Genomic DNA, 24220 nt, shown 5'->3' with positions numbered 1-24220 from the left:
AACATTGAAAAAGGAGAATAATCATATGGAACTCAAAACGCTAGATATATATGAAAAAATGAATCAATATCTGGTAGCTGGACTAAGCCTAGCTATTATTCGTAATGGAGAATTAGAACATGCTGAAGGCTTTGGCGCACTTGAATTGAGGACGGTTAGAAAAGTTAACGTGAATTCTATTTTCAACGCTTGTTCTATAAGTAAATTCCTCACAGCGATGCTCGTATTGAAATTAGCGGATCAAGGAATACTGGACTTAGATGAAAATGTAAATAACCGTCTTATATCCTGGAAAGTTCCTGAAAATAAATTCACTTATGATAAAAAAGTTACCTTACGAAATCTATTAAGTCATCAATCAGGAATTATTGATCCGGATGAAAGTTTTGATATATATCACCCCATCCAAGGAAAACCTGCGATTTTACAGATCCTTCAAGGTAAAACATCCTATTGCCCAGTCCCTATCGAAGTTCAATATGAGCCTGAAAGCAAGTTTCACTATTCAGACGCTGGATTTTGTATAATAGAACAACTGATAGAAGACGTTACCGGAAAATCTTTTAATCTATTATTACAAGAGTTAATATTTGGACCTTTAAATATGAATAACAGTACACTAGAATCTCCTAAACAAGAGATCACAAATGATCACTTTGCATGTGGTCACAATAAGAACGGACATGTAGTAGATGGAAAGTATCCGTTCTATCCCTATTCAGCTGCTGCAGGAATTTGGTCAACCCCAACAGATTTAGCTGCTCTAGTAATGGAAATCAGCCATTCTTTGCAAGGCAATAGTAAACTCGGACTATCATCAAAAATAATGAAAGAAATGATTTCCACACAAGGTTGCTCAAAATGGACCGGATTAGGTGTATTTCTTGATAAATCAGATCAAGAAATACAAATTTCTTCACTTGGCTGGGGCGTTGGATTTCAATGCATGATTGTTGCATATCCACATAAAGGCACCGGTGCTATCATTATGACAAATTCAGACCTAGGTGTTCACCAAAATGAAGGGATTATTGGAGAAATTATTAACTTATTAGAACTATAGAAAGCTTTAGTAAGGGCTATCATTAAAAAAGCTAGCGAAAGGCTAGCTTTTTTTTAGTTCTGACAAGAATATACAGAAAAGTTTTTATAGAGTTAAGTACAAAAAATTATATATCCGAAACTACACACAGTGAAGAGCACTTAAAGCGGATTCCTCATCTTTTAAAAAAAATACAGCTTTTCCCTTATTACATTCATATATAAAATCCGCAAGACTTTTACTATTGTATACATTGAAATCCCCAACAATAGCTAATTTTATGCGGTAGTTCATATATTTTTGTAATATTTCACCCGCTAGGCCAGTTCTTAAGTTAAAAAATTCCTCTGTAATATTTACTTTGTTAATCAATATTTTTTGACAATCATAGGAAAAATTGACGGATGCCATCAAGTCTAATGCTCCTTGCACATCCCTTATTACGATTTCAGAACTTTCTATAATTGCAATTTTAGAATTATCTTTTTCATGAATGCGTATTTTCACCTATATCCCCCACCTAACATTACATTTTTCATCAAATTATCATTCTTCTTTTTTTACTTTATATAATATTTTTAGCTACAATCTTTAGATGCTCAGGAGCGATGATTTCCTTTATACTTTCTTGAAGATCCTCGTGAAGCATTTCTTCAAGATGCTCCAATGATACTTCAAGAGGTGTACACTCTAACGTTTCAATATTTAATAAGGAATAATGTTCTTTTTTCTTTATGACTAAATATCGATTCTCTTCTGTTACAAGTAAAGAACCTAATCTCATTCCGAGTAAACGTTGATCATCAAATTTCATACTATATCCCTCTCTCTATTAATAGACATACTATAGAAATAAAAACAATTTTATATAAATTAATATCCATATTATAACTTTACCAAAATCTATCTCTAAATAACACGAAAATTGGTATTATTATCCTTGAAAATAAAACCTATACTACATATTTCACATGCGATATTCTTAATTCTCCATATATTGCAGCACAAAAAAACTTTCTCAACATATAAAGATCACTTTATAGTTTTCTAAATTATCAGAATACGTTATAATGAATTTAATAAAAGTTTGACCTCTCCTAATTCATGTACATATTGTTGATCGGTAGGAATTGCTACCGGTCTATTTTTTTATTCTTGTATTAAACATTGAATCTTCTTTTTGAATAACTGAAAATAAAAATTCTGCATCTCGGCCCACACCACAAAGCAGTGCTGATCCTCTTTGATGTTGCCAAGGTAAACCAATATAGTATAACCCTTGCACCCCGCTAACACCTCTTGTATGAACTGGTGATCCTGCTTGATTCATTGCAGCTTCTACTTCAATCCACTGATAATTCGGTATGAATCCTGTAGACCATACTACATTCTGAACATTGCATGCGCTATCATCTGAAAACACTACTTTATTCTGCAATGCATTTACGACCTTCGGCTTCAATGCTATTGCTCCATTACGAATAAGCTCTCTACATTCATAACCAAATATAGGATCTTTCTGCTTCTGAAACCATCTTCCCCGCCATGTGTTGATTCCAGCATATAATAGTCCTATTGTTTCCAGCCAAGCAAAAATACTCCTTCTCATTATTTTTAGTGGTAAAAAAGAAAGCGGATGACTTACAGCAATCGTAACATCACGAGATTTCGCTAATTCTACTGCAATTTGTGTACCGGAATTCCCCCCTCCTACTACAAGGACTGATCCCTCTGGAATTTGTATTGGTGATTGGTATTGTGAAGAATGAATTTGAAAGGTATCATTGGAAAGGTTTTGTGAAATAGAAGGAATGTAAGGCCTCTGAAAAGCACCTGATGCGATAATAACTCGTTTAGATTGTAGCATTTCGTTAGGAGTAAAAACCTCAAACGCATGTCCCTTCTTTCTTATTTTGGAAACATTGATATTTAACCTCACCGGTATGGAAAAACGTTTCGCATAAGCTTCTAAATAATTTGCAATTTCATCTTTACTAGGAAATTCATTTTGATTTCCATTTAACCTCATACCTGGCAATGCACAATAATCCCTTGGTGTAAACAATTGTAAAGAATCGTACCGCTTTCTCCATGAATCACCAATCCTCTTCCCTCCATCCAATAAAACAAAGTTATAGTTTCCTTGCTGTAAGTAATATCCCATAGCTAAACCTGCTTGACCAGCTCCTACTATAATTACATCTAACATATTTCCTCCTCCTGTTTATTACAAAAACATATGAATAATTGTTCATATGTTCATATGTTTGATTTAATATTATAGTTTTCTTTTTTACAAATCAAGGAAAACAATTCTTCTTTCTACTCAACCTATAAACCTAAAAAGCACACTATTGATGATAAGAAACTTTTTATCATCAATAGTGCGCTTTTAAATTCGATATAAGTAACAATTTAATAATTTACTTTCTTATTGAAATACCACTAGACATATACTTTTACATTCTCTTTATTTATAAACATCTGCCGCAAGCTCTTTTAAAAGGCCGATGTTTGTCACTTCAAAGTACCCATTATTCTTTCTAATTACACTTTTATCACAAAGAGTATTTAATGTTCTTAATAAATGCCTGTAGCTTGCTCCTAGCAATTCCGATGTCTCAGTTAAATTCCCATTAAATATAATTCTTTGTTCATTATGAATAAGTCTTTCTCCAGTCGCAAGAATGTAACTTGCTAACCTATTCTCAAGAGGATACAGTAAATTAATCGTACTGTTTTTTGACAATCTATTTAACTTATGAGACAAAGAACCACAGATACACCTTAAAAAGGTTGCATCCTGAAGCAATCGTTCTCTCACCTTTTCTAAAGGGATTCCAATGCAATAAGAGTCTACCATCACTTGTACATTTGAAGCTGTTTTTTGCGAGTGGATTAATTCAACATCTCCCAATATTTGCAAGCTATCATAAAAACATAATAATACAGATTTCCCATTACTTAATGTGTTATAAGCCTTCGCTTTTCCTTCAACAAAGAAATACAGATAGTGAATATCTTCATTCTCCTTACAAATATGCTCATTCTTTTTAAAGAGTAATAGTTCCATATATGATTTCATATCATTGCTAAAAAATGATGCAATTTTATTCTTTTGCACATAATCATCTAACTTATGAGAATTACATATTTTCTTCATACATCCCCCACCTTTGTAACTCATTTTAATTATAAAGAAAATTTCTTCCTTTCACTATGACATATGTCATAGTAGCTCACAATTTAATCATGATACATTACATGTAAATTTATAAAGGGGGAACGTCATTGTATAATTTACTCTCAATTATTATAGGTGCTTTCATCGCCATTATGATTCCTTTAAATGGTATCTTATCTGAAATGACAGGTAACTATACATCTAGTGTGATGATTCATATCGTTGGATTAGTTGCCATTGTCATTGTTTTACTCGTTAGCAAATCCAAACTTCACATGCAAAAAGGGATACCGCTTTATCTTTATAGTGCAGGAGCTATCGGTGTTTTCACCGTACTATTTAGTAATATAAGCTTCACAGCACTCGGTGTCTCTATTACAATCGCTTTAAGTTTACTTGGGCAATCTGTTTCATCTATTATTATCGATCATTTCGGCTTATTAGGTATGAAGGTCGTGAAATTTGAAAAGAAAAAAATGTTTGGATTACTTCTGATTTCTTCGGGAATTGTTGTAATGACTATTTTTTAATGGAGGATGGAACTATGTTATATATTTGCATTGCAATTTTAGCCGGAATTTCCATTGTAGTTGCAAGAATTATTAATGCTAACTTAGCAGCAAAGATTGGAATTTTCCAAGGAACATTTGTTAATTATATTACGGGATTGTTTTTTTCTTTTTTATTTTTACTCTTTAGCAATGAATCTCTTCACGTATCAGCTACGACATTGCACTCCATACCATTTGTAGTATATTTAGGAGGTTTAGTTGGTGTTATTGTAATTGTATTATCAAACTATATTACTCCTAAAATATCATCTTTCTATTTAACTTTATTGATTTTTGTGGGGCAATTATTTATGGGAGTTATAATTGATTTCTTCACATCAAATGATGTATCTATCGGTAAAATAATCGGAGGCTTTTTAGTATTACTTGGACTGACTTATAACTTAATACTTGATAAGACGTACGAAACTGTGAAAAATAGTCGAGTGCAGCTCTAACAACATTTTAAAAAATAGAAAAGGAATACATCCGCACGCTTACATTGGATTTATTCCTTTTTTATAAGAACTCCTCCAATTTCAACACATTAACTTTTCCTCTTCTTTCACAGAGTGTCTTCTAAAGACAAGGAATTTCAATGCAATTGACATTATTATCATTCCAATTCCGCACATAATAAACATAACATTTAGAGAAATAAATATAGACAGAATTCCAAATACAAAGAGAGATATTGTATCTGCTAAGTAAAGCAAAACTGCATTAAAACTGAACCCTCGCCCTAACATATCTTTCGGAACGAGTTTTTGTAATATGTATACCCTCGTTAGTCCCGCTAACGGTAGACCAATCCCGACTATACATACTCCAACAAAGTAAAATGAAATATTAAATGTAAATCCAAGCAAAAAGATCCCAACACCCCAGATAATAGACGCGATTGTATAAATAGTTAAATTCAAGTTTTTCCATATGAAGGGGATCATCATATTTGTAATGATTACTACGCATCCAAAGAACCCTTGAATGACACTATAAATTTCTTTACTCTCTTTTGTGAACTCTCCCAATGATAATAATAATCCAACTTTCCAAACCCATGTATTCATAAAAACCATTGTAAATGTAAGGAGAAATAAAAATGTAATTTGTTTATTAGATTTCATCCAAAGCCAAAATTCACGTAATGAGAGAAATACTTCTTTTACCTGTTTCTTTTTAGCACCCACCACATCCCCTGTTACATTCAGCTTAAAAAGAAAAAGTGCGCTTATGAAATATGTAATTACATCAATCGTAAAAAAGTGAATGACACCTACTGTCTTCATTAACAATATGGAGAGAAACGGACTGAGTACAGTTATCCCTCTCGTTACGGAATCATATAAACTATTCGTCATATTCCGCTGTTCTATAGGGGTTATAATTGGTAATAGCGCCCGGTGTGCTGGATTAAAAAAACAACCGCAACACTGAATAAAAAAACTTATGATGATCATATACGTGTAGGTTAAAACATCGAAGTAATAGCAGAAGACAAGAGACAGAATAAAAGGAATACGGATTATATCAATTATAATCAGCAATTTCTTTTTCTGCACCCAATCAGCGATAACGCCGCCCACTAGTCCAAACAATAGATAAGGAACTGTTGTCGCAATAACCATTCCAGTTGTATACAATTCCGATCCTGTTAAATCATAGGCCAGAAATACAAATGCTAAACCTGTTAATATATCTCCTAAACTAGAAACTCCTCCTCCTAATAAGTAATACATTACATTTTTATTTTTTAAGATTGTTTTATACAACAGACTCTCCTCTTTCCTATTGTCATTCGAAATACATGTATGAAATATCTCTACGGTAGCGAATTGTCAGATCTACTCCATTTTGTTGCACAAAACCTCTTGCTTCATAAAATGGTATCCCTTTTTGATTCCCTTTCGTTACAGAAACCCATTGTTCCGTTGCACCTTGTTCAATTTGTCTTGCTGTAATTGCATGTAAAAGCATTGTTCCAATTCCTTCTCCCCTTCTACTAGGTTTTAAATACAGCACAAAAAGTTCTCCGGCTTCTTCACTTATCATCCCGCCTCCACCAGCACCAACTACTTCCTCATTTTCTAAAACAACATACCAGCCATCCCATCCTTGCTTCGGCAGAGTAACTTCTTGATAAATTCGTTCAAATTGATAGAACTCTTCAATTACCGCATCGATATATTCTTTTTCTCTTAAATCCACATACGTATCACGCCAACCGTTTGAGCAAACGCTAGAAATCCCTTCCACATGACAAACTAAAGCTTTTTGAATTTGAATCATTTCTTATCCTCCCCCAAAAAGAATAAATTGCATGAGTTGATATAAATTCCGAATTGTTGTAAAATTATATTAACATTCAAATATCGAATATGTAAATGTGAAATATTTATTTTTTTGGAGGTTTCTATGAAAAAAGAATTTCTTACAACTACTTACCCCAAAGCAAGTATTAACATTTCAACATCTATTGGAGTAAATATAGCTACAAATATTTTACTAATTGATTACCAAAAATTTAGTAGTACGATAACTTCTCCCTGGATAAGAGAGACTGTACCTCAGCTATCTCAAACATTCCATGAAACATTACTTGTTTTGCGCTCTGTATTCGCTCATGGTGCAATACTAAGAGAGTTTATTTTAAAAAAATTAGATTTAGCTGATTTTACACATATAAAATGGGGACCTTTTATTTCTTGGTGGGAAAGCCTGTCTAGCGAAGAAATCGAAGAGTTAATTACATATGCAATTATTGAAAATATAAATTATTACCATACGAATCTACCAAATGACCCAAAAATAGATCAACTATTACATGCCGTTCAACTTGATGAAAATAGTTTATCTCATACATCTACAAGAAAAATCGCTTTAACTGCGATTTTAGAAAGCTGGGGAATCACATCTACCGAGGAAAAAATATCTTTTTTTCTAAATACAAATGAAGTGAAATTAAATATAATTACCATGCTAAAAGAATTTTGGAAATCTGCATTTGAACTTGTATGGCTCAACAATTCGGATACTTTGCAACAAGAAACTGCGAATTTACAATTAATTTCTACCCATACATGCAAAACAAATGATGAAATTGTTTTTTTGATTACCGGATTATATCCTGACAGTTCTTGGATTGAAACAATTCGTTCTTCCAAAAACATTACTTTTATTCCAACATTGCATATGGGAAACTTCTTATCTCTTTTTAAAGTTGATGAGATACTGTATATTTTATTTGAACCAAAGTCAACATCTCCACAACAAAATACTACACCCAATACTCTTTTAACTATAGACGAAATCACCCCTACTGTTACCGCTTTAGGGGATCAAGCACGCTTAACGATATTAACGGTGCTTGCTAATCATAAAGAATTATTTGCCCAAGAAATTATTAATGAAACTGGATTACACCAAAGCACTGTATCTCGGCACCTAGCTGTACTAGAAAGCGGCGATCTCCTTCATGTGAGAAAAGAAGGTAAAACAAAGTATTATTCGATTAATAAAACTATGGTTGAAAAAACAATTACCTTTTTAAATCATATAAAACGTTAATCAAAAATAGAGAAAGCTATACTTTCTCTATTTTTGATTACCCTATATTATCTATTAAAACACCACAAAAAAAGGTTGCTCTTTTTCATCTAAACTTTTTACAATTCTCTCTTTAAAATTTGACCACGTAACCATCTGTAAAGCCTCTTCAACCGTAAAGAATCCGACTTCTAAACTCTCACTACTTGTTTCTAACTTACCCCCGATCGGTTTTGCTAGCCAACAAGTCGCACAAACACCTGAACTTAGATTTTGATATATACCACAGAACTTTGTCACGCAAATATCAATCCCAGTTTCTTCTTTTACTTCTCTTATAGCAGCGTCTTGAATAGATTCCCCTTCTTCAACTTGCCCTCCTGGTTGCTCCCACCCTCTACGCGGGCTATGAATTAATAGGATCTTCCCCTCATCGTTTAAAACGACTACACCCGCTGAAACATAATGTTTTAGATTACTCATAGGAACAACTTCCTTTCAATGCCTTTCATCAAAAAATAAATATCCTTTAACTATAGCTAAAGGGATATAACAGTACGACTTTATTCTAACGCCACAATAGTAAATAGAAGAGAGAATAAGTATTTACTACAATCAGCTTGTCAATGCGAATGATTTTTCGATACAGGAAATAAACTGATGAATAAATTCATCGATTTCTTCTTTTGTAATAATATAAGGGGGAAGTAAACGAATTGTATTTCCCTTTGTAACGTCTACAAGCATGCCTTTATTTAGTAATTCTAATTGTAGTTTGTTTACATTTTCATTCGTGTCGTGAATACTGATTCCAAACATCATTCCACAATGACGTACTTCTTCGATAAAAGAGGAGTTTTCCTTCTGGATTTTTTGAAGTTTTTCATTTAAATATAAGGACGTTTCATAAGACTGTTGCATTAAACCATCATCCATTAATGTTTTTAATACAGTTAATCCTAAAGCCGTACCAATTGGTGAATGTGCGAATGTTGTTCCGTGATCACCTGGTGAGAATATATCATAAAGTCGTGGACCTACTATTATTCCCCCTAAAGGTGTACCGCCTCCCGCTCCTTTACCAAATTGAATAATATCAGGCGTAATATCAAAATGCTGATAAGCAAACAATTTTCCAGTTCTCCCTATCCCACTTTGCACCTCGTCAACAATAAATAACACATTATACTGTCTGCAAAGCTCTTCAACACCTTTTAAATATTCACCCGACAAAGGATATATCCCACCACTTCCTAATACTGGCTCTAGCATAATAGCAATTGGATTTTCCTTGAGTATGGTTCTTTCTAGTTCCTCTAAATTCTCTCGTTCCACTTCATATACAGGAATAGACGTACGCGGAAAATTTTGATATACACTTTCTTGTCTTGTAAAGTGAAGAGCACCTAATGTACGTCCATGAAAACTTTCTTTAAGTACAATTACTCCATCACGTTTTTGATTTGTTATATGTCTGTACTTGTGGATTAGTTTTAAGGTTGCCTCGGTAGCCTCCGCACCAGAGGTTGTATAATAGACTTTCCCATCTTTTAAAGAATAATTGACTAATTTTTTGGCGTATTCAATAGCAACTGGGTTTAAAAAATGAAAGGGAAGATGTAAACATCTTGTAACTTGTTCAAAGGTGGCTTTTATAATATTAGGATGATTGTAGCCTAATATATTCACTCCTACACCAGAGAATAAATCAAGATATTCTTTACCATTCACATCATAAAGCTTACAACCTTCACCCTTTTCTATAGTAACCGGTATGCGGTGGTACGTAGACATTACATATTCTTTATCTAATTGAGACCAATCGGACATGCATGATTCCCCCTAGGTATAATCATATTATCTTTATATTTTCCAACACAAAATTTCGGTACAACTTCTGAATTGACTACACTGTCATCCAATTTACATGTTAGAAAAAATATATGAGCATAGAATTTTTGTTTACTCCCCTTTTCAAAAATCTTATATATTTCGCGAATAATAGAAAAAACGAAATACTTTTTAGTTCATACAACTATCAAAAGCTTTGTATATTCACATAGACCTAAATGAACTGAGTAACTAGAAATGGTGTTTTTGTTAGAATTTTAAGATTTCAAATCATATTTTAATTTTATACACCATTAGAAACCTTCGCTCTTTCTAACTTGTAATGAGGTTTCTATAATCATATCTAACAGCTTACTATATGAGATTCCTGCCGCATGGGCACTTTTAGGCAACAAGCTATTTTTTGTCATCCCCGGCAATGTATTCACTTCCATCACATACGGGATTCCATCTTTTATAATTATATCCACCCTAGCATAAACACTGCATTTTAATGCTCTATAGCAGGTCATTGCAGCTTCAACAACACGTTCATATGTTGTAGCCGGAAGTTCCACAACCTCTTCAATCGTAGCGATATCATCGTATTTCGCATGATAATCAAAAAATTCAGCCGTATGTTGAATCGAAATGATTGGTAAAAGCTTTCCGTCCAAAATAGAACATGTAATTTCTTCGCCCTTTATATATTTTTCAATCACTATTTCAGAATCCCATTTGAATACATCCTCAAGAGAAGAAAGTAAAGAATCCTTATCGTATACGATCTTTACCCCTACACTGGAACCACCTGAATTTGGTTTTACTACTAACGGATATCCCATTTTATCTATTTCATCAAGCTGCAGCTCTTCCGTATTTGAAAGATGAATCCAATCTGGTGTTTGAATGCCCTCATAACGAATCATTTTTTTCGACATATTTTTATCCATACAAATACCGCTTGATAGCATGACACTTCCGGTATATGGAACACCGAGAGTTTCTAGTGTACCTTGAATCGTACCGTCCTCCCCATATTCTCCATGAAGTGCTAACAATGCAATATCAAGATTTCTTACCTTTTCAACAAGCTCTTTTTTGTCATTTAGTTTAATAGGCACTACTTCATACTTACTCTTATCCAAATGTGCAATCATTTCTTCCCCTGTCATGAGTGACACTTGTTTTTCGGAAGACACGCCTCCCATAATAACGCCAACTCTCATTTTTCCAACTCCTAATTTTCATTTTTTAAGGTATCACCAATTATCTTAATTCCATTGAGAATATCTTCCTCTCTTAACCGAGAGAATCCTAATCGAAACGTATTACTTCCCTTTCCATCCGTGTAAAAGACATCTCCAGGAGAAAAAACAACTCCCTTTTGATAACATTTTTTCAAAAGTATACGTGTATTTATTCCTTTTTCTAACTCTATAAAAAGATGAAGTCCGCCATCTCCAGTCATTCTTTTAAATGGAATGTATTGATTACAAGAATTAAGGGCTAGTTCATATTTTTTCTTATAAATTGACTTGGCCTTTTTTAAATATTTTTCGAAATAGCCATCATGTAAATATTGATAAAGTACTGCCTGATCCAATGTGGACGTATGAATATTTCGTGCCCTTTTCATACTTTCCAAGTAGTGGATTAATTTCTTATCCGCTAAAATCCAACCAACACGTAAGCCCGGAAAAAGAACTTTTGAAAAACTGCTAATATAGATAACATTGTTCCCGGGTCCGGAAAAAGTCAATAACGGCACTAAATGTGAACCTGAATAACGTAATTCCTCATTAAATCCATCCTCTACAATTGGAATTTGATATTTTGAAAAAAGTTTCATAATTTTAGACCTTTTTTCAGAGGAGGTGACAATCCCGGTAGGGTTATGGTAGGACGGAATTAGATATGCAAAATCAAAATCTGTTTCGAACAAGCTTTTCTCAACTTGACAAATATCGATACCATCATCCTTCATTTCCATCCCGTGGATTTCATATCCATGTAATCGAAAAAGCTTTAATGCAGTATGATGGGTAGGGTTTTCACAAATAATACGCCCGGATTTTTTAGCTAAAGAAGACAATAAAATATCCAGACCCTCAGTGAAGCCATTCGTGATAAGAATATCTTTATTGGAAATGTCTACTCCTTTCATTTCCATATAATGAAGAAGGTAATGAATTAGGGGTCTATAACCTTTGGCATATCCGTAGTTCAAAATGATATCACCTTCATTGGATAACCTCGTCAAAAAAGCCCTTTTAAAATTTTCAACATCAAAAAGTTTTTCATCCGGGGCAATGCTATTGAATGAAATCATGCCCTTTTCCCAGCGAACACCGTGCTTCATTAAATCCAATTCATCAGCTTGCAAGATAACTTTATTGAGCTTTTCTTTCCAGTTTAGTTCAATAGATGGTGTTTGGGATGCATCGACCTTCCCTACAAAATTTCCTTTTCCCTTTATCGCATAGATTAGGCCTTCTTGTTCTAAATCTGCGTAAGTAGTGAGAACAGTAGTTCTACTAATCGATAATAATTTGCTTAATTCTCGGGTAGATGGGAGCTTCTGATGCTCCAATAGTTGACCTTTCATAATCATTTTTTTCAAATGATCCTTCAATTGGATATACACCGGACGATTGTCTACAAACTTAAAATCATTAAACACTTCCTTGCCCCCTTACTAACATTTTTACATAATTACATCTATCTCAAAAGGTCCACCACATGTGTATTTTCTTTCACTAGTGGTATGGTTTAAAACACCATTCATACAGCTTTTTTACAAATATCATGACTTTATTTTACATCTACACCTATTTTTATTAACCTACAACCTCACAAAATTTAAAGTTATAGATAAAATTGGTTCTGTAATTCATGATTACAGAATGCAAAACAAATTATTTATAAAGTGAAACTTTAATCAGAGGGTTTTTCTTCATCCCCCTCTGATTACTAGCCCTCACCAATCGGGCTTTTACGGACAGTTGATCCCCCGCCTAACTTCTTTGCTTTTGCTGAAGTTTGAGTTGGGATTCTTACTGCCCACGAATAGCGGAATAAATGCAAGGAAGAAATCGTTTTCTCCTCTTCCTCTCAAATCAAAACAGCATCTTTTATTTGTTGGCGTTGGAACCAGATAAGACTTTCGTTTTCTACCTTCTGATGTCCAGCTTACAAGAATTGATCTCTCACAAGATTTGTTAAACAAAGCAAAAACACATGAAAAACCTATTACACTTCTACCAATGAATGCAGAGCAATTACAATTCCCTAATGAATCTTTTGATGTAGTATCTTTGAGTCTCATTTTTTGGTTTAGTAGTTCAGCTAATATGTGTTGTAAAAATTGTAATTCTGAATACTCGAAATAAAAAACGAAGATTTTATCTTTCCAAAGTTATGTATAATAATTCAACTCATTTTTTTCGTTTTGGGGAACAACCCATTCCTTAAGTTGATGGGCATGTGGCGAGTCCTCATATAAAGTAATTTTTATAAAATAGGATAAGCTATACTATCAAATCATATAAAAGAAAGCTAAGGTGCTTTTATGAAAAAGATATGTTGGATATTATGTTTTTGTTGCTTCATGACATTTTGGAATGCTAAAACTTCTGTAAGTTACGCTAAAGAAGGACAAGTATTCACATATACAGTAAATCAACAAGCATTATTAAAATTTTTAAATTCAAGTTCAAATGAATATAATAATGCAATGAAGCAAGGAATAACTCTAGCTGAGTTTGCATCTAAAAAAGGCATAGATGAAGCAAAGTTAATCCATTACTTTGCAATAGAACAAAAAACACAATTAGATATTGCACTAAATAAAGGAGAAATAGATCCTCAGATGTATCAAGATCTCTTACCTGATATTCATCATAGTATTTATAGAACTATTCATTATAATCCTAATTCTAAATAGACGTTCCCTTCTTGAAAATCAGCTAAAACAAAGGATGAAGAATAAGAGAAATGAGTAAGATTGAATAAGGAATCCTGGCATAAAAAAGACTTGGTATCAGGTCTTTTTTTGTAATAAATCCAAACTAAATGGAACAAAAAAAGAACCCTTATCATAAGGATTCTGCATCAGGAAACAACTAATATATAGAAATAATATAAAGAGAATTACTTATTATATCGGATATATATATAATATTGAGAAAATGTTACATCATTCTAATATGTATTATGTAGTAATTGTTGAAATGGCTTGTTTGTAAACGAGTTGCTGTTTACCATGAACCATCATTAGAATCGTAAATTTATCCATTGCGAGAATCTGCCCAGGTATCCGAACGCCACTCTTTAAAAACACAGTGATTTCCTCTTTTTTCTCTTTTAATAATCCATATGTTTCTTCTTGTAAATCCTTCATATAGCTCCCTCCCTTTCTATAATCGTATCATATTTGAATTGAAATGCTGTTTCATAGACGTATTTCTCAATATATTTACCCAAAAGGTACATTTCAGTTGAGATAAAAAGAATCCCCTAGCTTTATGTATTAATTTTTTATTAATAATTATGATACGTGAAATTATTATAATTGAACTTTAAAAAATCCCCTTTAAAGGAGCCGATTATTTTACAAGATACTGTTCTAAGTCCTTTATTTACAGTTTTGCACCCTCTGGACTTAATGTTATCTTGTCATTTGCTAATGATATGTTACGATTTAATCCTTCTCCTGTTACTGCACAAACACCACCAGGCTGATACTTCTGTAAAACAATGTCTTCACCTTTTATAAAGATTTCTAATGGTGATTTTTCTTTAATACCTAGCGTATTTCTAAGTTCCTTTGGGATTACCACACGCCCTAATTGATCTACTTTTCTAGTCATTCCGGTTGTTTTCATCTAGCATCTTTCCCCATTTCATTATCAAGTGTACCCAAGTTATTCTTTACTATTGTAACAAGCTTTCTCCATACATGAAAAACATAATGATCCGAAAACTTACAAGACTCACTATAGTTAAGTGATTTCTCAATATATCTCTTGTATATAAATCGTTCTTAAGATGTAAAATATCCAAGTAATTACTTAATAATTACATTACATCTAAATTTAAATTAAAGAAGGAGCTATATACCATGGATAAAAAAGATCTAGTAAATCTTCAAGTCAACAACATGCCTTCAGATGCTCTAAATACTCCTAGTAAGTCCCAAGAGCAAATGCAGGATTCAGCTCAAAGGTTAGCTAACGGAATAAAAATAGATTTATCACAAGACGAAACGACAAATCTAGACAAAGACGAATAGAGAGTTTTTGGCACGAAAATAAGCTAAAAAATCGAAATGAAGCAATTCGCCAACTTGTTGAGAAAGGGTTAAGTCGCAAATAACGGCTAACCTTTTTTATTTCCTCTGAAAACCTACACATCAAATTTAAAACCCCTAATACTCTTCAAAATAGATTTTCTTCTATTCAAGACCTATTGAATTATCAATTCAATTATTCTTTAATAAACTTTGCAACAGAACCCTACATGGAATATTACAACTTAATGTATATTCGTATTGAGTTATTAGGAACATCTAATGTTGTTTCACAAGTGAAAGGAAATTGAAAAAAAACTGAAACTTTTCTCATTAAAATTCAATCTTACTTAAAAAATGAAAGGAAATTGAAATTTTCCAAAAGAAATTCTTTGTTAAAATAAAAAGCATAAATACAAAAAAATATTGACAAATGGAGAAAAATGTATTTCCCAAGATATAGTGGAGGAAAAAATGAGATTAGAAAAACAATTAATAAAAAAGATATATTATGAAACATTCCTAATGGAGAATGAAACACATCCACCTCTTCAAGTACTTGGAGGAGCTTATTTAAACGAACAAAAAAATGAGATTTCCGATGGATCTTATATTCGTTTTGCACAAGGTGAATTTTATTATCACCATCAAGATTTTGAAACAGCTATTTTTAAATGGGAGAAAGTCAGTAATGAATTAGCACCATGGGCACAAAAAAATATTGCGGATGCTTACTTCGAACTTAACCAATTATCAGTTGCTGAAAATGTTTATACCTCCATTACTACTGATAACAAAATACTTATGACCGAAATTGTATTGCAATTACTGTCTCTTTACATCGAGCAAAATAATCTTGATTCAGCTTTCGCTGTTATTAAAGAAGCGGTTTCTTTAAATCCCGATTATCCAAACGTCACAACAATTGCACGTTCCTTTTATGAAGAACAGCAAGATTTTGACAGTGCAGTAGAGCTTGCTGTAAATGAGTTAATTCGAACAGAATCTTTTCCATGGTTTGAGGTTCTAAAAGAATATATCGATAAAGGATTTACTAAAAATATTTCACCAGACTATTTTTATAAAGTATTAGTTACATTAAATAATGTAGATCAAGTACAATTTACGCAAATTGTTTCATCACTTTGGCACAGCTATAAAAATGAACAAAATTACTTATTATGGCTTAAAATAATAAATGAATTTTTCTTACATATCGAAATACATTCGTCCGATATATGGGACAAAATTTCTTCTCTTTACGAAGAAACGTACTTTGAATTAATTCAAGGTCAATATACGCTAAGACAATTACACGATATCATTCCAAATCTTTTAACAAATTGGTTAAAGGTAGCCAATCCGTCTCATTCTGTATTTCCATCTGCAGCAGTATTGGCATGGGATGAGATTTTCCCTTCCAAAATAGATTCAGCAAATATAAAACATGCGGAAAACCTACTGTCATATTCTATTAATCATGTGAATGGCTTAGAGTATAGTTTACATCTTTTTGAATCTATTACACAGTGGGCACAAAAACATGATTTAGAAATGGGTCATCGATTTAGATGGTTAGTTGGCGAGCTTGCAGATTTAAAAACAAATCGCCTTTTAGTAACTGGAACTTCAGGAAACGGAAAAGCTTCATTTATTAACTCTATACTAGGAGAAAATATATTAGAAAACTCAATCTCAAATGTAGTTGTCTTTAAAAATGACGCTCATACAGAAATTAACGCTATAACAGATTCAACAATTACAACAACTGAGAATTTCTCTGATTTCCATAACATGATGTCTCTACACCGCCAAACATATAAAGATAGAGCATGTGTTGAATTTAAATTACCATGCAGATTTTTAAGTAAAAATAAACTTACATTCGTTGTTACACCTAGCTTTAATAGGAACAACGACACTAGAGATGAGACATTCGAATATTTAAATTCTGTAGACGAATTATTATTCGTATTGAATGCGGATTCACCTTTTACTGACAAAGAACGTGACATTCTATTAAGTATTCAAGAACATACACCAAATCTACAAATTCATTTCTTATTAAATAAAATCGATAACATTTACAGTGAAGCAGAAGCAAAAAGAGTTATACATGATACGCAAGCGAGAATAAACGCATATTTCCCGCATGCGAGAATTTTCCCTTACTCTTCGTTATATACAAATAGTCAACAACTAAACGATTTAACTGAGTTTATTCATTTTAACTTTAACCATAAAAATATCGATGCAGAACGTACTGAAAAGCTATTGTTTTTCATCCGAAAAACAATTACATATCTTTTGGATAAACGCGTCGAGATGGAAAACAACCTAGTGGATTCTATTAATTGGAATGAAGATATGTTAGTTAAACTAAATGGTTTTATTAATAACCTTACTGCTTTTGAGAAGGAAAAAATTCATTTCATTACACAATCATATCGTACAATGAAAAACGAAATTACTAATGATCTTACAGAACATATTCCGAAACTATTGCAGAGTTGTTCTGATTTAATTAGTGAAGAAAGCGATTTTGGGCACATTGATATTGAACTAAATGCAGCGATGAACGAAAGAGTTCAAAAATATCTAGAACAAACTGTGTTACCTAATCTTGCTCGCTCTATGCAAAATTGGATTGCAATTTCTAATAACGAGTTCCTTCAAAGTCAATCGTACTTAGAAGAAATCAGTGAAGGACTTAATTCTTTATGTGGAGAAAATCGAATACAGTTAGAATGTGACTTTAAAGTGCTTGATGACTGGCGCAGAGATACTGATAGAATGACAACTAGAATACAAATGGAAGAAGTAAATATCTTACGCCGATTTACACCAGCACAATTTTTATTGAAAAGTGCCGGGAAATTATTTGGAGTTCTTCCTAAAAATAAAGCTATGCTATATAACAAATACAAACAGTATTTAGAAAATGAAGATTATACCGATGTAACGGCTTCTATTATAAACAAATTTTTCTTGCAATTTGAGCTATTTGAAAACGCACTAGAGCGGGATATTAATATGTTCTTTAAAAATCCATTTGGCGCGTTGAAACAAGCTATAGAAAACACTCATTTAGAAATACAAGAAAAACAAGATACACTGCATAAAATGAGATCAAATCCTGAAGTTTATCATGATTCTATAACGCTCTTTAAATTAAGATTACGTCAATGTGAAGTAATCTTAAATATAGGTGAGGATAATTCCTATACAGATTTAACTTTAGAAACAAGCATAGAGTAACCGTAAAGTAACTCCAAAATATACAATAAAAGTTGATTTTGGAGTTGCTTTTTTGTTTACTTCACTTTTTTCCCCTTCTGTGAATCAGGTAAAGCCTTTAAGGCTTCATCAAACTTCCGTCTGGCATGTGCCCAACAATCACACTTACTTGTATTTCATTTCAAATGCCTCTTTCTTTCCCCCCCATTCAATTGTGACAAGAAATGCTTCTTCCTTATCCTGTACTGCACAACCTGAACATGATGATTTCAATTGAATTATGCCTCTATCAATAAATCCCGTTCCTTCTTGTTTGCCACTACTATTCTCAACTTTCCATTTTGCTTCATTGATGTTTTCCCTATCTTTTCCTTTATAAGTAATTGAACCTTCTCCAAATTCGCTATCATCCGTTTGTGAGATAACATATTTTCCTTTCTAATGCTTACTTTCTCCAGCATATGAATATGTGCGATCACACCCACTTAACGCCAAAAAACATATCATTATACTTAACAGCATTATGATTTCCCTCATACCTTCCACCTTTTAAAATTTTATTAGAAAGTCATCTCTCCATAAATCCGTATGAAAAAAGGTGTAGTTATATTATGTTTTATTTCCATAAAATGAGTACATTATAAAAATTCAGGAAATGTTTTACACCTTTTCTCTTGTTCCATATCATGCCCAAAGAAAACGATAGGTTTTTCATCCAAAACAATTTCTTTTAATCGGTTAATAGATTGGGAGGCCATTTCTGAATCAAATCCTGCGAACGGGACACCCTGCTCAAAGTTTTCCTGTGTGTAAGATGCATCAATTGTTAATAAAACAGAACCTGACTTTTCCGTTTTAACGAGTATTGATTGATGACCCGGGGAATGCCCTGGTGTATAGAGCAACTGAACACCAGGCATTACTTCATAATCTCCCTCAATCATTTGATAGTTCAAATCTGGTAATATGCATTCCTTTAAATATTCTGCTCTATGTAAAGCTGCATCATGTTCAGTTCGTTGCACAATAATAGGTGCATGGCTGAAGCTCCCATTCCCCCCAGCATGGTCAAAATGCAAATGAGAGCTAATAACACAGAGAAGATCTTCTGGCGCATAACCCACTCGTTTTAAAATATTTACGATTCTATCATCCGGTTTCATTTTCGGAAGAATCTGCCCTTCAACAAACGTTCCCTTAAAAAGATCTTCATTATCTACTGCGCTTTCTGGCATCCCTGTATCTATTAAAATTGGACCTTCTGTCGTTTCCAAAAGATAGCACCATACTGGCAAATTCAACAGTTTACCAGGAGTAAGCGTACTATTAACAGAAGAATGATCCAACATACAGCGGCCAGCTGGTAAAAAGTAAAGTTTTTTAACGGTCATTCTATATCCACCTTCTCATATCAGTTTGGATGAAACAATACAGTAATACTTCCGCTAATAGCAAACTTTCTCCTTCTATCTCTTTTTTCACTATAAACTTTTCTTTACATGTTCACTTATCCATCTCCGCATCATCTGTAATTCTTCATTTGAAGCAGTTCCTTCCCCATATCTTACTTTCTCATAAACTGGAATAATATCATCGCTTTTGCGAATACGGGAAAACCATTGTTGAACCGTTTCTTGAAACCTTCTCTTTTCAAATTTCGGTAAAGTTAGTTCCCATTTGATTAGCATTGCTCGCACTTCTTCTGCTGGAAGGATTAAGCTGTCTTGATCCTCTGGTTCTGCATCGGTCCCAATTTTTCGTATTTCTTTTTGTTTCAAAGATATATTATGAATCTGCTGCTTCTTATTCCGCATACGACGAAAGATGAAAAATACGATTAATATTACTAAGAAAAGGATGCCAATTTGTATAAATATATTTTCAGTGCTAACTCCTAGAAACTCTTCGCCGCCAATTGGCACCTTTCTATCTCGAGGAATTCCTTTGAAATCCCCTTTCTTATAATATCCATCTTTATTAAAATCTGGTGGATCTTCAATTTCATATAATACTCCTGAATCCTCCCCTGGTTCCATCGGCGTTCCTTCTCCTATGGATTTCCATTTTCTTGGTGTTAGCGGTTCACCACCCTCTCCTACCTTTGATTGAGAAGAATCTATTACCTGTTCCTTTGCGAAAAAAGCGCCTTTCGTTATTCCAATCGCTAATATAAAGCAAAGACCAATAGCTAGGAAACAAAATATAACACGTGATCCCCATTTCAATGTATTCACCGTTCCTCCCTTTACTTCACAATTTGTATCCACCCTTTTTGTTTTTCAGGTGGATATCCAATAATTAATGGGATACACCCTGCTTCTTGTCTTCGGAATCCTGTTTGATAAAAGAAATGTGTATTCAGCGGCGTATCCTTTTCGGTTAACGAGGATAAAAGATCCATTGCTTTATAAAGTTGTTTTCGATGTTTTCCCCCCTTTAAATGAATGACACCTTGTTCCCGTACTCCATTTATCCATAATTCGAACGAGCAGTCTTGTGAAATTAACTCCCGGCATACCCCCGCCGCGACTTGAATTAAATATTCCATATCCGTACGAAGCGTATATCCTGTTTTCCCTAATACATTTACATATAGCGCATAACGATCGCCTTGTGTATATTCATACTTTTTTGCACTTATTACCCCAGTTTTCGCAGTCGCTCCCCAATGGATCGAGCGAAACGATTCCCCCTCATATTCTTTCACGCCTACTATTTTCGTTTCATCATATAACGGAGAAACAGCTGCTCTGCGAAATCCATGCTTCCATGTTGTCATTTCCGGTATCGTTACTTTCGACATTTGCGGAAGAATATGAAATTCAGGGAGTGTCTTTTGTTCAATAGGCAAGTAATACGTTATAAGGCCGAATGGATCTGATATCATAAGTTCTGCAGCTTGCCATCCTTGCCTCCCTCTTTCATTTGCATTCCCCCCTAACGTAATTGTTATCATATCTCTTCCTTCTATTTGGAGAGGAATGTGATAAGAGTGATGCGAACGCTGCATCTTCTGATCCGTTTCCCACTCTATTTGTTCATTAGAACGAAACTGAAGAGCTGCTTTAAAAATGGGAAAACGTGCTTCATTTATAATTTGCACTGTACACGCTCCGCTTTCGCTCATAAATAGTCTCTGTTGATTTTGGGAAATATCCCATTTCACTTTCATGACTGCCTTCATATACAAATACAAAAATCCAACTAGCAGCAAATAAAATAAAAAGATAGCTACAATGAAAAATTGATTGGTAAATACGACGAGTATAAGACAAATAACACCGATTCCCCCTATAGAGAGAGGTTCCATTAACGGATGTTTCCTTTTTATAATTTCATTCATACGCTTTCCACTGGCACTGCAAGTTTTTCTAAAATTCCTTGCAGTACATCTACTTTTGTTGTTTTCATATCCCCTTCAATTGTTAATGTTAACCGGTGGGCACAAACCGGAACTGCCAAAGCTTTCAAATCATCAGGGGTTACATAGTCCCGCCCCTTTAATAACGCCCTTGCCTGCGCCGCTCTCATAAAAGCTAAAGACCCACGCGGACTTACCCCAACTTCTACTAAATCATGTTTTCGCGTCGCTTCTACAATATCAAGTAAGTATTCTTCCACCTCATCGTGCATATGAATCTTTTTCGATTGCTCTTGCAACTCCAATATGTCAGAAAGAGTTACAACGCTTTGTAAGTCATTAAATGGATTTTTTTCTTTAAACCGTTTCAACATTTCCTTTTCATATTTACGATTTGGGTACCCTTGGCGAATCGTTAATAGAAAACGATCTAACTGCGCATCTGGAAGTGCAAATGTTCCTGCCGATTCTAACGGATTTTGTGTAGCTAACACAATAAACGGATCTGGTAATACATGCGTTACTCCCGCGATTGTTACCGTACGCTCCTCCATTACCTCTAACAACGCTGATTGTGTCCGTGGAACGGCCCGATTAATTTCATCTACTAAAACAAGATTTGCAAAAATAGGACCCTTTCTCGTTTTAAAATCACTTTCTTTCATATCAAAGTATTCTAATCCTACTACATCACCTGGCAACGTATCCGATGTAAATTGAATACGCTGAAAAGCCCCATCGATACTTTTCGCAAGAGTTTTGGCTAATGTTGTTTTCCCTGTTCCTGGCACGTCTTCTAATAAAACATGTCCATTTGCAACTAGCGCAATCATCGCTAAATCGATTACCTCTTCCTTGCCTACAATGACCTTCGAAACATTTTCTTTAATTTTCTCTAATATAGACATATTTCTTACCCACCTTTATTTTTTGACTTTTCCGATATTTTAACACGATAATCTTTTTCTATAAACTGGAAAATATGAGTTTTCTTCAAAATCACTGCAACATGAACTCTACCGAGTGAATAGTGAGTATCATGAATATAACCAAAGAAGCAAAGGACTAAAACTTCTCAATGCTATAAAAATACTACATCTATTTACAACACGATAACTTGCTATCATATAAGAGTATACAAATAAAAAATAAATGGTATAGACAACTCACTAAACAAGAAAAGATGCCTAAATTAGACATCTTTTCATTTAGATACTAGATTATCAAGCTTCCAATGGATATCTCCAAATGGATCAAGCTTACTATCCATATATACATACATATTATTGAAATCTTTTGGTGAATTTTCCGTCTTAAATGAAACGTCAAAAGTTAAAGAGTAGCCAACTGGCACACTTTTGAATTTCTCTTCGTATATAGGCATAACTTGACCTTCATATTTTTTTCCCGTCTTTTCATCTTTAACAAAATACTGTATTTCTGAAAGATCAATTGCTTTTTCATCGGCCCGAGCATTATTGATCGTAACACGAGCTACAATGCGCCCTATTCCATCTACTTTTTCATATTTTGCATTTTCAACTGTTGCTCTGTAGTATCCACCTTTTGCAATTTCTCCATATCGTAGTGCATCCTTCTCCATTCTGTTCTCTTCAGACACTTTTTCTGATTTCTTTGATTGAGTAATTACTTCTTGCTTTGTTGTAGTTTGTTCACTACAAGCTGCCATTAAGCTTGTAAGTAAAAATGCTGTACATGTTACTTTTATTAAAGATTTCATAGAACTCCCTTTCTCTATCCAAAAAATTAAAATACAGGAATAATTTTACTTTAAAAGATAGATAGAAAGGAAGACTTTTTAGGAAATTTGTTTTTATTCCTAGAACGCTGATTATGTCAATGAAAATTCCCTTAAGTACTTCTAAAGGGGCTTTTAAATGGTTTGCGATACTTTTTTATAAACGGTATGACTTTATTTCAAATTCACATAGTAAGCTTCTTATCTAGGTTTCCCTCCTTTAGAAGCTTCCCATGAAATTGATTAATACATAAAAAATTGACCGCCCATTATAGGCGGTTTAATTTTACAGATTTATTCCATTATCCCCTCTAACTTCGCATCCTTCTACATATTTGTAATGCCAAGCATCTTGAATAGATAAGACCGGAAATTCCTCCAAAGGCTTTGTAAATCGAAGAAGGCGAACAGAAGCAAAAA

The 24220-nt window shown here is 33.5% G+C and carries 24 protein-coding genes and 1 pseudogene; 8 read left to right on the top strand and 17 right to left on the bottom strand.

Annotation, left to right across the window (positions count from 1 at the left end):
- The first annotated feature begins 25 nt into the window (after positions 1-25).
- Positions 26-1063: a serine hydrolase domain-containing protein gene (locus tag ORL93_RS00580; protein ID WP_098160620.1), complete on the top strand. Its 1038-nt coding sequence runs from the start codon at positions 26-28 to the stop codon at positions 1061-1063.
- Positions 1064-1183: 120 nt separating this feature from the next.
- On the opposite strand, the gene ORL93_RS00575 is transcribed toward ORL93_RS00580, so the two are convergent.
- The 4 genes from ORL93_RS00575 to yeiL all read right to left on the bottom strand — a co-directional run bounded on the left by ORL93_RS00575 (position 1184) and on the right by yeiL (position 4205).
- Positions 1184-1549 carry a DUF4180 domain-containing protein gene (locus ORL93_RS00575; RefSeq protein WP_003198761.1) on the bottom strand — a complete coding sequence of 122 codons (366 nt, stop codon included), beginning with the start codon at positions 1547-1549 and terminating at the stop codon, positions 1184-1186.
- Between the two features lie 58 nt (positions 1550-1607).
- Positions 1608-1856, bottom strand: a complete 249-nt coding sequence (locus tag ORL93_RS00570; protein WP_018781808.1) for a hypothetical protein — start codon at positions 1854-1856, stop codon at positions 1608-1610.
- A gap of 327 nt (positions 1857-2183) precedes the next feature.
- A complete protein-coding gene (locus ORL93_RS00565) occupies positions 2184-3251 on the bottom strand; it encodes a flavin-containing monooxygenase (protein WP_098160622.1) in 1068 nt (355 codons plus the stop codon).
- A gap of 261 nt (positions 3252-3512) precedes the next feature.
- On the bottom strand, positions 3513-4205 hold the full coding sequence (gene yeiL, locus ORL93_RS00560; RefSeq protein ID WP_018781810.1) for a transcriptional regulator YeiL: 693 nt from the start codon (positions 4203-4205) through the stop codon (positions 3513-3515).
- A gap of 128 nt (positions 4206-4333) precedes the next feature.
- Here yeiL and ORL93_RS00555 point away from each other — a divergent pair, with 128 nt between their 5' ends.
- Positions 4334-4756 (top strand): DMT family transporter, encoded by a 423-nt coding sequence (locus ORL93_RS00555; protein WP_003198769.1) that lies wholly within the window; start codon positions 4334-4336, stop codon positions 4754-4756.
- Between the two features lie 14 nt (positions 4757-4770).
- Entirely contained in the window at positions 4771-5235 is a 465-nt protein-coding gene (locus ORL93_RS00550) for a DMT family transporter (protein WP_265958423.1), read from the top strand.
- 81 nt (positions 5236-5316) lie between these two features.
- Here the strand turns inward: ORL93_RS00550 and ORL93_RS00545 are convergent, their stop codons facing one another.
- Together ORL93_RS00545 and ORL93_RS00540 are read right to left on the bottom strand one after the other, a co-directional pair.
- Positions 5317-6549 carry an MFS transporter gene (locus ORL93_RS00545; RefSeq protein WP_265958421.1) on the bottom strand — a complete coding sequence of 411 codons (1233 nt, stop codon included), beginning with the start codon at positions 6547-6549 and terminating at the stop codon, positions 5317-5319.
- Positions 6550-6571: 22 nt separating this feature from the next.
- The gene (locus ORL93_RS00540) at positions 6572-7066 is read right to left on the bottom strand and encodes a GNAT family N-acetyltransferase (protein ID WP_097794037.1); all 495 of its coding nucleotides are present in this window, start codon (positions 7064-7066) and stop codon (positions 6572-6574) included.
- 126 nt (positions 7067-7192) lie between these two features.
- On the opposite strand from ORL93_RS00540, the gene ORL93_RS00535 reads away from it, so the two are divergent.
- Positions 7193-8344: an ArsR/SmtB family transcription factor gene (locus tag ORL93_RS00535; protein ID WP_176524608.1), complete on the top strand. Its 1152-nt coding sequence runs from the start codon at positions 7193-7195 to the stop codon at positions 8342-8344.
- A gap of 54 nt (positions 8345-8398) precedes the next feature.
- On the opposite strand, the gene ORL93_RS00530 is transcribed toward ORL93_RS00535, so the two are convergent.
- The 4 genes from ORL93_RS00530 to pdxR all read right to left on the bottom strand — a co-directional run bounded on the left by ORL93_RS00530 (position 8399) and on the right by pdxR (position 12836).
- Positions 8399-8806, bottom strand: coding sequence for an NUDIX hydrolase (locus ORL93_RS00530; RefSeq protein WP_265958420.1), 408 nt, complete (start codon positions 8804-8806; stop codon positions 8399-8401).
- 132 nt (positions 8807-8938) lie between these two features.
- The gene (locus tag ORL93_RS00525; RefSeq protein WP_003198781.1) at positions 8939-10153 is read right to left on the bottom strand and encodes an aspartate aminotransferase family protein; all 1215 of its coding nucleotides are present in this window, start codon (positions 10151-10153) and stop codon (positions 8939-8941) included.
- Positions 10154-10467: 314 nt separating this feature from the next.
- On the bottom strand, positions 10468-11382 hold the full coding sequence (locus ORL93_RS00520; RefSeq protein WP_006095236.1) for a D-alanine--D-alanine ligase: 915 nt from the start codon (positions 11380-11382) through the stop codon (positions 10468-10470).
- Positions 11383-11393: 11 nt separating this feature from the next.
- On the bottom strand, positions 11394-12836 hold the full coding sequence (gene pdxR, locus ORL93_RS00515) for a MocR-like pyridoxine biosynthesis transcription factor PdxR (protein WP_265958418.1): 1443 nt from the start codon (positions 12834-12836) through the stop codon (positions 11394-11396).
- A 511-nt stretch (positions 12837-13347) separates the two neighbouring features.
- Between pdxR and ORL93_RS00510 the strand changes: the two are divergent.
- Together ORL93_RS00510 and ORL93_RS00505 are read left to right on the top strand one after the other, a co-directional pair.
- Positions 13348-13545, top strand: a pseudogene (locus ORL93_RS00510) (methyltransferase domain-containing protein); the annotation flags it as partial.
- A 218-nt stretch (positions 13546-13763) separates the two neighbouring features.
- Complete coding sequence (locus ORL93_RS00505; protein WP_006095233.1) at positions 13764-14099, top strand: hypothetical protein; 336 nt, start codon at positions 13764-13766, stop codon at positions 14097-14099.
- A gap of 267 nt (positions 14100-14366) precedes the next feature.
- On the opposite strand, the gene hfq is transcribed toward ORL93_RS00505, so the two are convergent.
- Together hfq and ORL93_RS00495 are read right to left on the bottom strand one after the other, a co-directional pair.
- Positions 14367-14555, bottom strand: coding sequence for an RNA chaperone Hfq (hfq, locus tag ORL93_RS00500; RefSeq protein WP_097794040.1), 189 nt, complete (start codon positions 14553-14555; stop codon positions 14367-14369).
- A 238-nt stretch (positions 14556-14793) separates the two neighbouring features.
- On the bottom strand, positions 14794-15039 hold the full coding sequence (locus ORL93_RS00495) for an AbrB/MazE/SpoVT family DNA-binding domain-containing protein (RefSeq protein WP_097794041.1): 246 nt from the start codon (positions 15037-15039) through the stop codon (positions 14794-14796).
- A gap of 236 nt (positions 15040-15275) precedes the next feature.
- Here ORL93_RS00495 and ORL93_RS00490 point away from each other — a divergent pair, with 236 nt between their 5' ends.
- Entirely contained in the window at positions 15276-15446 is a 171-nt protein-coding gene (locus tag ORL93_RS00490; RefSeq protein WP_018781817.1) for a hypothetical protein, read from the top strand.
- Positions 15447-15917: 471 nt separating this feature from the next.
- Positions 15918-18701, top strand: a complete 2784-nt coding sequence (locus tag ORL93_RS00485) for a dynamin family protein (protein ID WP_097794042.1) — start codon at positions 15918-15920, stop codon at positions 18699-18701.
- Positions 18702-19318: 617 nt separating this feature from the next.
- Here the strand turns inward: ORL93_RS00485 and aiiA are convergent.
- The 5 genes from aiiA to ORL93_RS00460 all read right to left on the bottom strand — a co-directional run bounded on the left by aiiA (position 19319) and on the right by ORL93_RS00460 (position 23782).
- Positions 19319-20071, bottom strand: coding sequence for a quorum-quenching N-acyl homoserine lactonase AiiA (gene aiiA, locus ORL93_RS00480; RefSeq protein WP_018781824.1), 753 nt, complete (start codon positions 20069-20071; stop codon positions 19319-19321).
- A 90-nt stretch (positions 20072-20161) separates the two neighbouring features.
- Positions 20162-20914, bottom strand: coding sequence for a hypothetical protein (locus ORL93_RS00475; protein WP_040118882.1), 753 nt, complete (start codon positions 20912-20914; stop codon positions 20162-20164).
- An 11-nt stretch (positions 20915-20925) separates the two neighbouring features.
- On the bottom strand, positions 20926-22023 hold the full coding sequence (locus ORL93_RS00470; RefSeq protein WP_097794045.1) for a DUF58 domain-containing protein: 1098 nt from the start codon (positions 22021-22023) through the stop codon (positions 20926-20928).
- On the bottom strand, positions 22020-22949 hold the full coding sequence (locus ORL93_RS00465) for an AAA family ATPase (RefSeq protein ID WP_265958417.1): 930 nt from the start codon (positions 22947-22949) through the stop codon (positions 22020-22022). The genes ORL93_RS00470 and ORL93_RS00465 overlap by 4 nt, the downstream gene beginning before the upstream one ends.
- A gap of 296 nt (positions 22950-23245) precedes the next feature.
- A complete protein-coding gene (locus ORL93_RS00460; RefSeq protein ID WP_018781827.1) occupies positions 23246-23782 on the bottom strand; it encodes a hypothetical protein in 537 nt (178 codons plus the stop codon).
- Between the last annotated feature and the right edge of the window lie 438 nt (positions 23783-24220).

Origin of the sequence: Bacillus sp. DHT2 (genome assembly GCF_026241455.1) — a bacterium.
Classification (GTDB): Bacteria; Bacillota; Bacilli; order Bacillales; family Bacillaceae_G; genus Bacillus_A; species Bacillus_A pseudomycoides.
This window is presented reverse-complemented; position numbering and strand designations above follow the sequence as displayed.

Excerpts from the sequence above, each read along its gene's own strand:
- aiiA (WP_018781824.1), bottom strand. The coding sequence starts at position 20,071 with ATGACCGTTAAAAAACTTTACTTTTTACCAGCTGGCCGCTGTATGTTG.
- ORL93_RS00460 (WP_018781827.1), bottom strand. The coding sequence starts at position 23,782 with ATGAAATCTTTAATAAAAGTAACATGTACAGCATTTTTACTTACAAGC.
- ORL93_RS00465 (WP_265958417.1), bottom strand. The coding sequence starts at position 22,949 with ATGTCTATATTAGAGAAAATTAAAGAAAATGTTTCGAAGGTCATTGTA.
- ORL93_RS00550 (WP_265958423.1), top strand. The coding sequence starts at position 4,771 with ATGTTATATATTTGCATTGCAATTTTAGCCGGAATTTCCATTGTAGTT.
- ORL93_RS00485 (WP_097794042.1), top strand. The coding sequence starts at position 15,918 with ATGAGATTAGAAAAACAATTAATAAAAAAGATATATTATGAAACATTC.
- ORL93_RS00495 (WP_097794041.1), bottom strand. The coding sequence starts at position 15,039 with ATGAAAACAACCGGAATGACTAGAAAAGTAGATCAATTAGGGCGTGTG.
- ORL93_RS00570 (WP_018781808.1), bottom strand. The coding sequence starts at position 1,856 with ATGAAATTTGATGATCAACGTTTACTCGGAATGAGATTAGGTTCTTTA.
- ORL93_RS00505 (WP_006095233.1), top strand. The coding sequence starts at position 13,764 with ATGACATTTTGGAATGCTAAAACTTCTGTAAGTTACGCTAAAGAAGGA.
- ORL93_RS00535 (WP_176524608.1), top strand. The coding sequence starts at position 7,193 with ATGAAAAAAGAATTTCTTACAACTACTTACCCCAAAGCAAGTATTAAC.
- ORL93_RS00490 (WP_018781817.1), top strand. The coding sequence starts at position 15,276 with ATGGATAAAAAAGATCTAGTAAATCTTCAAGTCAACAACATGCCTTCA.
- ORL93_RS00520 (WP_006095236.1), bottom strand. The coding sequence starts at position 11,382 with ATGAGAGTTGGCGTTATTATGGGAGGCGTGTCTTCCGAAAAACAAGTG.
- ORL93_RS00470 (WP_097794045.1), bottom strand. The coding sequence starts at position 22,023 with ATGAATGAAATTATAAAAAGGAAACATCCGTTAATGGAACCTCTCTCT.
- ORL93_RS00565 (WP_098160622.1), bottom strand. The coding sequence starts at position 3,251 with ATGTTAGATGTAATTATAGTAGGAGCTGGTCAAGCAGGTTTAGCTATG.
- yeiL (WP_018781810.1), bottom strand. The coding sequence starts at position 4,205 with ATGAAGAAAATATGTAATTCTCATAAGTTAGATGATTATGTGCAAAAG.
- ORL93_RS00540 (WP_097794037.1), bottom strand. The coding sequence starts at position 7,066 with ATGATTCAAATTCAAAAAGCTTTAGTTTGTCATGTGGAAGGGATTTCT.
- hfq (WP_097794040.1), bottom strand. The coding sequence starts at position 14,555 with ATGAAGGATTTACAAGAAGAAACATATGGATTATTAAAAGAGAAAAAA.
- ORL93_RS00530 (WP_265958420.1), bottom strand. The coding sequence starts at position 8,806 with ATGAGTAATCTAAAACATTATGTTTCAGCGGGTGTAGTCGTTTTAAAC.
- ORL93_RS00580 (WP_098160620.1), top strand. The coding sequence starts at position 26 with ATGGAACTCAAAACGCTAGATATATATGAAAAAATGAATCAATATCTG.
- ORL93_RS00525 (WP_003198781.1), bottom strand. The coding sequence starts at position 10,153 with ATGTCCGATTGGTCTCAATTAGATAAAGAATATGTAATGTCTACGTAC.